The sequence below is a fragment of the Chitinophaga ginsengisegetis genome (assembly GCF_900168065.1).
In the GTDB taxonomy this organism is placed as follows: Bacteria; Bacteroidota; Bacteroidia; order Chitinophagales; family Chitinophagaceae; genus Chitinophaga; species Chitinophaga ginsengisegetis.
Window position 1 is genome coordinate 493,630 of sequence record NZ_FUZZ01000002.1, and the last position, 12,464, is coordinate 506,093.

General features: G+C 45.4%; 12 protein-coding genes. 5 read left to right on the forward strand and 7 right to left on the reverse strand.

Annotated features, from left to right (window positions below; genetic code table 11):
- Window positions 1–79 precede the first annotated feature (79 nt).
- Window positions 80–649 (forward strand): hypothetical protein, encoded by a 570-nt coding sequence (locus tag B5Z18_RS15710; protein ID WP_079470429.1) that lies wholly within the window; start codon window positions 80–82, stop codon window positions 647–649.
- A 91-nt stretch (window positions 650–740) separates the two neighbouring features.
- Here B5Z18_RS15710 and B5Z18_RS15715 read toward each other — a convergent pair whose 3' ends face one another.
- The 3 genes from B5Z18_RS15715 to B5Z18_RS15725 all read right to left on the reverse strand — a co-directional run bounded on the left by B5Z18_RS15715 (window position 741) and on the right by B5Z18_RS15725 (window position 4,342).
- Window positions 741–3,101 (reverse strand): polyribonucleotide nucleotidyltransferase, encoded by a 2,361-nt coding sequence (locus tag B5Z18_RS15715; protein ID WP_079470430.1) that lies wholly within the window; start codon window positions 3,099–3,101, stop codon window positions 741–743.
- Between the two features lie 124 nt (window positions 3,102–3,225).
- Window positions 3,226–3,498 (reverse strand): 30S ribosomal protein S15, encoded by a 273-nt coding sequence (rpsO, locus tag B5Z18_RS15720; RefSeq protein ID WP_079470431.1) that lies wholly within the window; start codon window positions 3,496–3,498, stop codon window positions 3,226–3,228.
- 148 nt (window positions 3,499–3,646) lie between these two features.
- Window positions 3,647–4,342: a cell division ATP-binding protein FtsE gene (locus B5Z18_RS15725; protein ID WP_079470432.1), complete on the reverse strand. Its 696-nt coding sequence runs from the start codon at window positions 4,340–4,342 to the stop codon at window positions 3,647–3,649.
- 153 nt (window positions 4,343–4,495) lie between these two features.
- Between B5Z18_RS15725 and B5Z18_RS15730 the strand changes: the two genes are divergently transcribed.
- Both B5Z18_RS15730 and B5Z18_RS15735 read left to right on the forward strand, forming a co-directional pair.
- Window positions 4,496–4,861, forward strand: coding sequence for a BlaI/MecI/CopY family transcriptional regulator (locus B5Z18_RS15730; protein WP_079470433.1), 366 nt, complete (start codon window positions 4,496–4,498; stop codon window positions 4,859–4,861).
- Window positions 4,862–4,863: 2 nt separating this feature from the next.
- Window positions 4,864–6,555 carry a M56 family metallopeptidase gene (locus B5Z18_RS15735; protein WP_079470434.1) on the forward strand — a complete coding sequence of 564 codons (1,692 nt, stop codon included), beginning with the start codon at window positions 4,864–4,866 and terminating at the stop codon, window positions 6,553–6,555.
- A 303-nt stretch (window positions 6,556–6,858) separates the two neighbouring features.
- Here the strand turns inward: B5Z18_RS15735 and B5Z18_RS15740 are convergent, their stop codons facing one another.
- The gene (locus tag B5Z18_RS15740; RefSeq protein WP_079470435.1) at window positions 6,859–8,034 is read right to left on the reverse strand and encodes an AIR synthase related protein; all 1,176 of its coding nucleotides are present in this window, start codon (window positions 8,032–8,034) and stop codon (window positions 6,859–6,861) included.
- Between the two features lie 137 nt (window positions 8,035–8,171).
- On the opposite strand from B5Z18_RS15740, the gene B5Z18_RS15745 reads away from it, so the two are divergent.
- Window positions 8,172–9,110 (forward strand): bifunctional riboflavin kinase/FAD synthetase, encoded by a 939-nt coding sequence (locus B5Z18_RS15745; protein WP_079470436.1) that lies wholly within the window; start codon window positions 8,172–8,174, stop codon window positions 9,108–9,110.
- Here B5Z18_RS15745 and B5Z18_RS15750 read toward each other — a convergent pair.
- From B5Z18_RS15750 to B5Z18_RS15760, 3 genes are read right to left on the reverse strand one after another with little or no spacing between them, the layout of a single operon-like run.
- Window positions 9,107–9,376 (reverse strand): hypothetical protein, encoded by a 270-nt coding sequence (locus tag B5Z18_RS15750; RefSeq protein ID WP_079470437.1) that lies wholly within the window; start codon window positions 9,374–9,376, stop codon window positions 9,107–9,109. The genes B5Z18_RS15745 and B5Z18_RS15750 overlap by 4 nt on opposite strands.
- Before the next feature lie 8 nt (window positions 9,377–9,384).
- Entirely contained in the window at window positions 9,385–10,380 is a 996-nt protein-coding gene (gene holA, locus B5Z18_RS15755; protein WP_079470438.1) for a DNA polymerase III subunit delta, read from the reverse strand.
- Between the two features lie 28 nt (window positions 10,381–10,408).
- Window positions 10,409–11,101, reverse strand: coding sequence for a ribonuclease H-like domain-containing protein (locus B5Z18_RS15760; protein ID WP_235015939.1), 693 nt, complete (start codon window positions 11,099–11,101; stop codon window positions 10,409–10,411).
- A 138-nt stretch (window positions 11,102–11,239) separates the two neighbouring features.
- Here B5Z18_RS15760 and B5Z18_RS15765 point away from each other — a divergent pair, with 138 nt between their 5' ends.
- A complete protein-coding gene (locus B5Z18_RS15765; RefSeq protein ID WP_079470440.1) occupies window positions 11,240–12,202 on the forward strand; it encodes a hypothetical protein in 963 nt (320 codons plus the stop codon).
- Window positions 12,203–12,464: the final 262 nt, after the last annotated feature.

Consider the following 12,464-nt stretch of genomic DNA (forward strand, 5'->3'; position numbering starts at 1 on the left):
GCCCCTGTATCTGCCGCTAAAATCATCTCCAGATATTAAAAATCATTATATTTGATTTATAAATCATATCAACTATCCTATGAAAGCACTGTTCCTCCTGCTGACCGGCGTGGCGTTGTCCCTGTCGGGCATGGCCCAGGTAATTAAAGTACGGCCACCAGAACCTATTATGGATTCCATCATTTACCAGACTGAAAATGTAACGCTGATCTTCGACCGGAAGCATCTCACGGAATACATGACGGGCATGGATTCTACCCTCCGCAACAGTAAATACAGTAACAAGGTATTTAACAGCGTACAGTTTGCACACCTGAATGCCATTGATATGGGCAACCATTTCCGAAAGGCTTATTGCTACCTGGAAGATACTGCCAACAAGGATTTTAGTTACAGCACCGGTAAAATGAATATGTTATGGGCAGAAGATGGCGGTATTATGCTTCCCTATGTGGAAGAAATAATGCCGGATCTGCTGGCCGGCGGGGAAGTAAGGGTGATAGACAGAAGTACCAAAGCGATACAACCGGCTTACAAGATGATTGCCGAACCGGTAGATGGTAATAATTACCGGGTGGTCCGCCTGAACAGCGGCCGGGAAATATTCAGGGAAAGTACTTTCCGTGTAGAGCAGCTTACGAGGAGATAAAAACGGATCCATCATAAAAAGAGAAAGCAGCCACCTGGGTGACTGCTTTCTTTTGTATTTAATTCCAGTTATCTGCTAGCTATAACAGCGCCTATTCGGCATCAAAGGTAGGCTCCTGAGGTTTTTCAGGACCGGCGTTGTAATTTCCGCCACCACGGTTACCGTCGCGGTTGAAATCACGTCTGTCGCCGCCACCGCGTCTGTCATCACCGCCACGTCTGTCGTCACGGGGACCACGTCTGTCGCCACGATCACCGCCGCGGTCTCCACGATCGCCACGATCACGGAAGTCGCCTCTGTCGCCACGCTCTTCACGTTCTGGCCTTTCCACATAACCTTCCGGTTTAGGCATGAGCACTTTGCGGCTCAGCTTAAACTTACCGGTTTTAGGATCGGTACCAGTCAGTTTTACTTTTACTTTTTCGCCTTCTGTCAGCACACCTTCCATTGTTTCCAGGCGTTTCCAGGAAACTTCAGAGATGTGGAGCAAGCCTTGTTTACCAGGCATGAACTCAACGAAAGCACCATAAGGCATGATGGATTTTACAACGGATTCATATACTTCACCTACTTCAGGTATCGCAATGATTCCTTTCACCCATGCAACTGCTTTATCAAGACTTTCTTTCTGAGAAGAGAAGATACTAACTTCACCGGTTTCACCAACTTCTTCGATGTTGATGGTAGTACCGGTTTCCCGTTGGATCTCCTGTATAATTTTACCACCGGGTCCGATTACAGCGCCGATAAATTCACGGTCGATGATGATCTTCTCCATGCGTGGTGCATGTGGTTTTGGTTCAGGACGTGCAGCAGGCATTGCTTCGTACATGGCTTCCACAATATGCAGACGGCCTTTCTTAGCCTGAGCCAGTGCGGAGCGCATTACATCCATGCTTAAACCATCCACTTTAATATCCATCTGGATACCCACAATACCATCGCGGGTACCGGTTACTTTAAAGTCCATATCACCCAGGTGATCTTCATCACCGAGGATGTCGGTTAATACTGCCCATTTGCCATCGGATGCGCGGGAGATAAGACCCATTGCCACACCGGAAACGTGTTTAGGCAGGGGCACACCAGCGTCCATCAGTGCCAGTGAACCGGCACATACGGTAGCCATAGAGGAAGAACCGTTTGATTCGAGGATATCAGAAACCACCCTTACTGTGTAAGCGTAGTCGCTGCCTGGCATCATTTGCTTCAGTGAGCGCATCGCCAGGTTACCATGTCCTACTTCACGACGGCCGGGACCGCGCATCATTTTCACTTCACCTGTAGAGAATGGAGGGAAATTGTAGTGCAGGATAAATTTGGAATAGTTGGAAACGGCTGCGCTTTCGATCAGCAGTTCATCTTCCGGAGTACCCAGTGTAACGGTAGTCAGCGACTGTGTTTCACCACGGGTAAACAGGGCGGAACCGTGAGGAGAAGGCAGGATATCTGTTTCCATAGCCAGCGGACGAACCTGATCCAGCGCACGGCCATCCAGACGAACGGATTCATCCAGGATCATGTTGCGGATCACTTCTTTTTCCAGGTCATGCAGGTATTCTTTTACCAGTGGCTGGTCTTCTTCCGGTAATTCGCCCAGGTGTTCTTTCAGTTCGGTGCCGATGGCAGCAAACGCATCGCTGCGATCGTGCTTGGCTGAAGCTGACTTGGCTACCTGGTAAATTTTATCTTTTGCAAAAGCTTCTACTTTTGCTTTCAGTTCTTCGTTCTGATGAGGTTGTGCGTATTCACGTTTGCCGGTTACACCTTTCAGGTCACGCAGTTCTTCCTGTGCTTTTACCTGCACCTTGATCGCAGCGTGTGCTGCTTCAATAGCGAGGATCAGATCTTCTTCCTGGCACTCTTTACTTTCACCTTCCACCATCATGATGTTCTTGTCGGTAGCACCGATGATGAAATCCATGTCGGCTTTAGCCAGTTCAGTACGGTTAGGGTTGATCACGAGTTTGCCATCAATGCGCGCTACGCGGCACTCAGAAATAATTTCCTGGATGGGAACGTCGGATACAGCCAGTGCAGCAGATGCAGCCAGACAGGCCAGTGCATCGGGCATTACTTCGGGATCAGATGAAATCAGGGACACCAGTACCTGAACTTCACATAAATAATTGTCGGGGAACAGGGGACGCAGAGCGCGGTCAATCAAACGGGAAATAAGTACCTCGGAATCAGACAACCGGCCTTCACGCTTGAAAAAGGAACCCGGGATACGGCCTGCGGATGCAAACTTTTCCTGGTAATCAACTGTAAGGGGGAAGAAAGACTGGCCTGGTTTGGGTTCTTTATTTGCTACCACGGTGGCCAGCAATATTGAATTCCCTAAACGCACCGTAACGGCACCGTCAGCCTGACGGGCCAACTTGCCGGTTTCGATGGTCACCATACGACCGTCTCCTATATCGAATTTCACTGAAATAGGTGTCAGATTCATAATAAAGTGAGGATTAAAAATAAAGTTATTCTTTTTTGATCGCTAAAGAACAACAAAAGGTATACATACAAAAAAACTATTCCCAACCATATAAGTTGGGAATAGCGCTATAATTAAGTCATGGTTATTTCCTGATACCTAACTTCTCGATGAGGGCACGGTAGCCTGTGAGGTTGGTTTTAGATAAATAGGAAAGCAAACGCTTTCTCTGGCCAACCATCTTCATCAAACCACGGTGGGTAGAAAAATCTTTTTTGTTTTGTTTCAGGTGACCGGAAATGCTGTTGATACGCTCAGTCAGCAGTGCGATTTGTGCTTCCACAGAGCCTGTATTTTTTTCGCTTCCACCAAATTCCTTAAAAATATTGGCTTTCTTTTCAACAGTTAAGTAAGACATCTTTAAAAATAATAAGTAATAATAATGTTTTTTGTCGCTATTTTTCCGGTGCAAAGGTAATTTAAAAAATAGGAATTACCAATTAACCGGAAATTAATAATAAATGAGGGATAATGTACATCTGTAAGATTTTCTTTCTCAACAACTCCTAAGAAGAGAAATTCACAGCTGCATTATCCGTTACATGCCCGTTTTCTGTACGCAGTACTCTCGACGGGAATTTCTGTAATACAATGTAATCGTGTGTGGCCATCACTATGGCGGTTCCTTCGCGGCAGATACGGAATAACAGCTGCATAATACCATCGGAAGTTTCCGGATCCAGGTTACCCGTAGGCTCATCCGCCAGGATCAGTTTTGGCGAATTCAGCATAGCACGGGCAATATCCACACGCTGCTGCTCTCCTCCCGATAACTCATACGGCATCTTAAAGCCTTTGGTACCCAACCCCACTTTTTCCAGTACATCCGTGATCTTATTCTCCATTTCCTTTGGATCCTGCCAACCGGTTGCCCGGAGCGCAAATTTCAGGTTATCATGCACGTTGCGGTCGGTTAATAACTGAAAATCCTGGAATACCACACCCAGATTCCGGCGAAGATACGGCACTTTTTTCCAATCCATCTTCTTGAGATCAAAACCCACTACCTGTCCTGTGCCATCATTTAAAGGTAAATCGCCATACAATGTCTTTAACAAACTGGATTTCCCGGTACCGGTTTTACCAATGAGATATACAAATTCACCCTTATTCACCGTGATGTTCACATCAGATAATATCAATGAATGGCCCTGGTATATACTGGCGTTTGTTAATTGTATGATAGGTTGTTCAGGCGTCATGTCCTTTCTGTTTTTTACGGTCTGTGCGGACAAAAATAACTAATTAAAAAATAACTCGTTGTGATAATATGTCAAATATCCATCTCTTTAAAACTAAAAAAATAGTTGTCGAACTAAACAATTAGTTTTAACTTGGTTTTATAAACGAGCTATATGAAACAACTCACCAAAGCAGAAGAACAGATCATGCAGGCACTCTGGGAAACAGGACCCGCCTTCGTGAAAGATATAATAGAAGTAATGCCGGAACCAAAACCACATTACAATACCGTATCTACCCTCGTGAAAATCCTGATTGAAAAAGGATTTGTTGACTTCAAAGCCTACGGTAAATCACACCAGTATTTTGCCCTTGTTACCAAAGACGCTTACAGCCACAAAACGGTCAACAATATTGTAAAAGGCTATTTCGACGGCTCCTTCAGCAACATGGTTTCTTTTTTTGTGAAAGAGAAAGAACTAAGTATCGCGGAACTGGAGAAACTGGTACAAAAAATTAAAGCAGCCCAAAAACCTTAACCATGACAGTTCTGCTCACCTATCTCTCTAAAGTGATCATCTGTTCTGCCGTTTTATACGGCTACTATTATATTGCCCTGCGTAATAACCGCTTCCATCAATGGAACCGGTACTACCTGGTACTCATCACCCTGATTTCCCTGCTCACACCACTCCTGAAGATTCCACTGCCGGGTCAGGCAACCGAATCCTCCGCAGTATTATCTTATACCGCGCGTATTGTTAATATCCGCGAAACCGTGATATCAGCCAGCCCGGGGATTAGCTCCGGCACTGTGCTTAACACATTATACATCGCGGTGATAGGGTTGCTGCTGACAAGAACGGTGATCAGTCTTTTCCGGATCAAAAACCTGATCCGCCGCAGCCAGGTACAGGAAATTCCTCCTTACCGGTTTGTAAAAAACAAGGATATCAAAGCACCCTTCTCTTTCTTCAGCTATATTTTCTGGGATCATCAAACTTCACTGAATTCGCCCGAAGGGCAACAGATCTTCAAACATGAACTGGTACACCTGCAGGAGAAACACAGCACAGATAAACTGTTCATGGAACTGGTAACGGCCGTGTGCTGGATCAATCCCTTCTTTCACCTGATAAAAAGGGAACTGGCGCTGGTGCATGAATTCCTGGCCGATAAAAAAGCAGCCGGGGAAGAAATAGCCGGCTACGCCCAAACCATCCTCCAGATGGCCTTTCAAAGCAAACAATTCAGTATTACGAACGACTTTTTCCATCCGCCAATAAAAAGAAGAATTCTTATGCTGACACAATTCCACACCCCCAGGTTCAGTTACCTGCGACGCATCATGGTGCTGCCACTGGCTGCATTCATTTTCTGCTCCCTTGCATTTGTGGCCGATAAGCGTCCGTCCGCCATTCCGGCGCTTACCGCCACTAACACCGTTGTATCCACCCCCTCAGCGGTACCCGCGGCCAACCTTGCAATGGATACCACACCTGTGAAGAAGGTGAACAAAACGAAAGACAACGTTTACACTTTTGTAGAGCAGCCCCCTTCTTTCCCGGGTGGTGAGGAAGCGCTGGCAAAATATCTTTCCAGGAACATCCGGTATCCAAAAACTGCACAGGAAAAAAATATATCCGGTACCGTGTTCGTAAGTTATGTGGTAAACGAAGAAGGTAATATCACGGATGTTCGCCTCCTGGGAAAAAATCCGGGCTTTGGTCTTGCTGAAGAAGCCATCCGCGTAGTAAAGGAAATGCCGCAGTGGGTACCTGGAAAACACCAGGGAAAAACGGTATCTGTACAGTTTAACCTGCCCATCCGCTTCATGCTGGATACCGGGAAACAGGCGCCCAAACCCGGTGGTCAAACCGTGAACTTCCCGCCACCGAACAATAATAATAACGAAGTATTCACCTTCGTTGAACATCCACCGAAATTTCCAGGCGGTGAGAACGCGCTCGGACTATATCTCAATAAAAACATCCGTTACCCGGAAGAGGCACAGAAAGCCAAAATAGGCGGTACCACTTTTGTGCAGTTTGTTGTGGATGCAGATGGCAGCATCCGTGATGTGAAAACAATAGGTGCAAAGAAAGGCTACGGCCTTGAAGATGAAGCGATAAGAGTAGTCAAAGCCATGCCGAAATGGGAGCCAGGCGTGCAAAACGAACACCAGGTAGCTGTGCAGTTTAATCTTCCTATCAGGTTTAGTTTACAAAACTAACACAACTATAAACAATCAATGAAGAAAGGCCACCGGTTAAAACGGTGGCCTTTCTTATTAAAATACGGTTATTACTTCTCCGATACGTCTTGGATACTTCTTGGATACTTAGGACTCGTGTATGTGTCGTATTCCCTATACAGTTCCTATACAGTCCCTATACACTCCCTATACTGTTCCTATACTGTTCCCATACACTCACCATACACTCACAATACACTCCCCATACACTCCCCATACACTATGAATAAAAAATCCTGCCCACTTTGCCGGTGAACAGGATACTTTTTTAACACTATCTTCCTAATACACAAAAGTACCGGCCGGCGCTTTCACCGTCACTTTCTTTTCTTCAGCGGCCTCTACCCTGCCTATAATCTGTGCATCGATATTAAAGCTTTTGGAAATGCTGATAATGTCGGCGGCTATTGCTTCCGGCACATACAGTTCCATCCTGTGGCCCATGTTAAATACCTGGTACATTTCCTTCCAGGGGGTACCGGACTGCTCCTGGATAAGACTGAACAACGGAGGTACCGGGAACAGGTTATCCTTGATCACGTGCAGTTTCTCGATAAAATGCAGCACTTTGGTTTGAGCGCCGCCACTGCAATGCACCATCCCATGAATCTGCGGACGGAATTGCTCCAGCACTTTTTTGATCACCGGTGCATAGGTGCGGGTGGGCGACAATACCAGCTTGCCTGCATCCACGGCGCCAAAGCCCGGAATATCTATTTTATCTGTCAGCGATTTTTTACCACTGAATACCAGTTCATAAGGAATATTGGGATCAAAGCTTTCGGGGTATTTCTCCGCAATAGCTTTGCTGAATACATCGTGACGGGCACTGGTAAGACCATTGCTACCCATACCGCCGTTATATTCTGTTTCGTAAGTGGCCTGACCGTACGATGCCAGTCCCACTACCACATCTCCCGCCTGGATACGATCATTGGAGATCACATCTTCGCGTTTCATGCGGCAGGTAACAGTGGAATCCACGATGATAGTACGTACCAGGTCGCCCACATCGGCGGTTTCCCCACCGGTGGAATAAATACTGATACCGTGGTTCCGCAGTTCTGCCAGGATTTCTTCCGTGCCATTGATGATGGCGGCAATTACTTCACCCGGCAGCAATTGTTTGTTGCGGCCAATGGTGGAAGAAAGGAGGATATTATCTGTAGCGCCCACACAAAGCAGGTCGTCCATGTTCATGATAATTGCATCCTGGGCTATGCCTTTCCAAACGCCCAGATCACCGGTTTCTTTCCAATAAATATAAGCCAGGGAAGATTTGGTGCCGGCGCCATCTGCGTGCATGATATTGCAATAGGCTTCATCGCCCCCTAAAATATCGGGTACAATTTTGCAGAATGCCTTGGGGAAAAGACCCTTATCAATGTTTTTAATGGCATTATGCACATCTTCCTTACCTGCTGAAACACCACGTTTGGCGTAAATATTATTATCCACCGGGAAATAAATAAATATGTAAATAAAAAATAAACTAAATAAAGATGCTCTTCAGGCTGCAAAAGTAACAGATTCCATGCAGAATGCCCGCCGAATGTGTTAGATTTGCACGGCGATTTTGATAGTTATTGATTTATATGCAGGTTCACAGGGACTTAGACCATTTACCGGAATTCCGTAATGCTATTATCACGATAGGCACTTTCGACGGAGTACATGCAGGCCACCGCTTCATTATTGAACAATTGGAGCAGGCTGCCGATACCTGCGGTGGAGAAACCGTGATCATTACCTTTGATCCGCATCCGCGGGAAGTATTACAACCCAAACCTAATAACATCCGGCTGCTGACTACCCTGCCTGAAAAAATTGCCTTGCTGGAACGTGCCGGTATCGATCACCTGGTAGTAGTACCTTTTACCAAAGAATTTTCTGAGATGCCCGCCCGCAGTTACCTGGAAGACTTCCTGGTAGCGCGCTTCAAGCCGCATACCATTATCATAGGTTACGACCACCGGTTTGGTCATAACCGGGAAGGCGGATTGGAACTGCTGGAAGCAGAACAGCAGCAGTATGGTTTTACCCTGATAGAAATTCCGCAACAGGTAGTGCATGATCTTACAGTGAGTTCTACCAAAATCCGCAAAAGCCTGCAGGAAGGCGGTATCCGGCTCGCCAATGAATTACTGGACTACACTTATTTCTTAACCGGCACTGTGGTGCATGGCGATAAAATGGGCCGGCAGCTGGGTTATCCAACCGCCAATCTGCACCTGACAGATGAAAGAAAGCTGATTCCTGCTGAAGGGATTTATGCCGTAAATGCGCAACTCAGCGGTCGCAGTGAATTATTACCCGCCGTTATGAGCATCGGCTTCCGCCCTACTTTCAATGGCACTGATCTGCGCCTGGAAGTACACATCTTTGATTTTAAGGAAGATATTTACGGACAGGAATTGACCGTTCACTTTGTAGAATACATCCGCTCCAACCTGAAATTTGACAATATAGATGCCCTGATAGTGCAGATGGATAAAGATTCTGCCCAAGCGAAGGAGATCCTGGCGAAGATTTAGAATTCTTCTCCCAGCAGCTCCGTCTTTTCTTCTTTCTTTTTAGGAGGTTTCATTAAACGGACCCCACGCCAGAGGAAAAAAGCAGAAGCGATCACATAAAAGCACATCACCAATGCGGTGTTGGTGCTCATTCTAAAATCCACACCGATGCTTCCCTTATGAATAGTAATAATATTCATCAGCACAATCAGCGCACAGAAACTACTTAAGCAGAAACACAGCAAGCCAAACAGCAACCTGAATATCTTTTTTACCCCAATAGCCATAGAAATAATTAATTCATCACCTTATACATCAGTTCTTTCATCAGTTCCCCGTCTTCCACACCACTATCGTTAATGCCTATACTCCGCAGGTTATATTGATGTAACAGCAAGATAGCTTTTTCGGTTCCTTCGGGTCCGTACTGACGGGCAGCGTTCATATAGTCCTTTACAAAAAAAGGATGTACACCCAGCGCAGTGGCTACTTCCTTCTCTCCTCCTTTTATGCTGAAAATGAGGTTTACTTTTGCGAAGAAATTATACAATGCCGGCAGTGTCATCTGGATAGGCGCTGCTTTGGGATTGGCGGCAAAGTAAGAGATGATGCGGAATACTTTGGCCGTATTTTTCTGTCCCAGGGCGTTTTGCAATTCAAATACGTTGTATTCTTTGCTGATGCCCACATACTTTTCAATATCCCCTTCATCAATCTTTTTCTGGGCCGGGAGGTTTACCAGCAGCTTATCTATTTCATTGGAGATACGCGACAGGTCATTACCGATATGGTCTACCAGGAGGATAGCCGCTTTTTGTGAGATGGCCAGTCCGCGGCTGCTCACATAGCTTTCCACCCAGGTGGGGAGCTGGTTATCATATAATTTTTTGGTAGACAGGAGTACGCCTTTTTCCTTTATGAGCTTCGCCATTTTACTCCTGCCATCTATTTTGCCCTGTTTATGCGCCACTACAAACACGGTGGAGGTAAGCGGGTTATCGATATAGGTTTCCAGTTTCAGGAGGTCGCGCATGGCCTGGGCTTCTTTGAGGAGTACCACCTGTCTTTCCGCAAACATCGGGTACCTGCGGCAGGCGTTGATCACCTGGCTCCAGTCGGTATCTTTTCCATAAAGGACGGTGAGGTTGAAGCCTCTTTCTGATTCAGGCAGCAGTTCATGCTCTGCATAGCTGGTAACCTGGTCAATAAAAAAGTCTTCATCTCCTTCCAGCCAGTATAATGATTTGAATTTCTGTTGCTTCCAATCCCTGATGATATCCTGGTACTCCATTACTAGAATGCTTTTCGTCTTTTTAAGACTATTTTTTTACGATGATAATATCTTCCTGTGTCAATGCCGGTAAACGTTTGAATTTCAGCAGCAGCTGTGCTACCGCCAGTACATCCTTCTGGCAGTAGGCGGCAATACGTTCCAGGTCTCTTTCCTCCCAGTATACCTTGCCTACCATGCTGCCGTCTATATCGTCTTTGGGCGTATCAATACCCATTACGGCGGTCAGGAGTTTCAGGGAAATATAATGTTTAAAGTCCCCGAAGCGCCACAGTTGCAGGGTATCGAGCATGGGAATTTCCCAGGGTTTAAATCCGTGCAGCTGTAAAGGCTGTGGCAAAGATAACTGATGGATAACAGACCTCCTGCAAATAAAAGGAATATCAAATTCTTTGATGTTATGCCCGGCAAACTGGAACCGGGGGTATTTCGCATAGAATTTATTGATTAATTCTAAAAATCCTGACAGCACAACTGCTTCATCATCATCATAAAACGATTTCAGCCTTAGCTGGTACCTGTTATTTTCGAGACTGAAGAAGCCTACCGAAATACACACAATTTTCCCAAATTCAGCGTAGATGCCAGCCCTGTCAGCGTATGCTGAATCTTCATTTCCCGAAACTGGCGCAGTTTTTGCAATTTTCTCCCGCCAGAGCTGTTGCATGTCTTCAGATAAGTGCTCTATAGATGGAGCCGCCGGTGTTGTTTCTATGTCCAACAGTAATAATTGATCTAATGCAATATTTGGAAGCACGATTGAAAAACAGTTTTATAGCTATTTATAAAATATGAATATTATAAGTACTTTTGAATAACAATTTTTAACCATATAACAATAAACATAAAACTCACAACTATGACGGAGAACACTTTTAATTCACCTGCACCGGGATCACCCGGACCAGAAAAACCACGTAGCCGGAACGGTCTAATTTACGGTATTTTAATTGCAGCATTAGCGGGTACCTGGATATATATGTTGTACGATAAAAATAAATCCAATGAGCAAATCGTTCAAAAAAGTACCCAGATAGATTCGATTTCTTCTTCCCGTGATGCACTGCAACAGGAATACAATGCAGCCAATGCCCGCCTGGATGATCTGGTTTCGCAGAACACCCGGATGGACAGCCTGGTTAAAACAAAAGATAAAGAAATACAGGATATGAAAGCCAGGATCTCCAGCATCCTGACCAATAAAAATGCTACGCAGGCACAGCTGGCGGAAGCCCGTCGCCTGATTGAGCAGCTGAAATCCAATATTGAAGGTTACTCAGAAACTATTGAACGCCTTGAAGGTGAAAAAATAGTGCTGGCAGGTGAAAGAGATTATGCACGTAAAGAGCGCGACTCTGTGTCTACTGTGAAGGATAGTCTTAACAAGAAAGTAGACCTGGGTTCCGTACTGCACGCATCCAACATTAAACTGTTACCGATCCGTGTAAAGAACAACGGTAAAGAAGTGGAAACCAGCAAAGCAAAACGCGCAGATATGATGCGGGTTATCTTTGACCTGGACGACAACCGCATTGCACCAACCGGTGACAAAGAAATTTTTGTAGCCATCACTGCTCCCGATGGAGCTCCTCTGGCTGTAGAAGCGCTGGGTTCCGGCCGTTTCACACTGGAAGATGGTACCGAGAAATTATATACTGCTAAGAAAACAGTTGCTTACACTACTGGTCAGAAACAAACAGTAAGTATGGACTGGAAACAGAACTCCGATTTCAAAGTAGGCGATTATGCTGTTGAAATCTATCACAATGGTTTCAAAATCGGACAAGGTAAAGTAACATTGAAAAAAGGCGGCTTGTTTTAGTAGCAATCAGCTTTACTGATAAAGGCAATGGCCGGAGTGAAAGTATGTTCTTTCGCTCCGGCCATTCGCATTTATAGCGGTTTTATAGCGGGTTCATGGTGTTTTTTTCGCTTATCTGATTTGTTAATGATTAGTTATTGCCAAAAAGATATATATAAAAATAAAATTAAATTAACGTTCTTTGCTTCACAATTAAAGATAGCCGGAGGCCACTGCACTCCCTTGACCAATGCTTAAGAAGAGAATGTGACAGGCATATAAT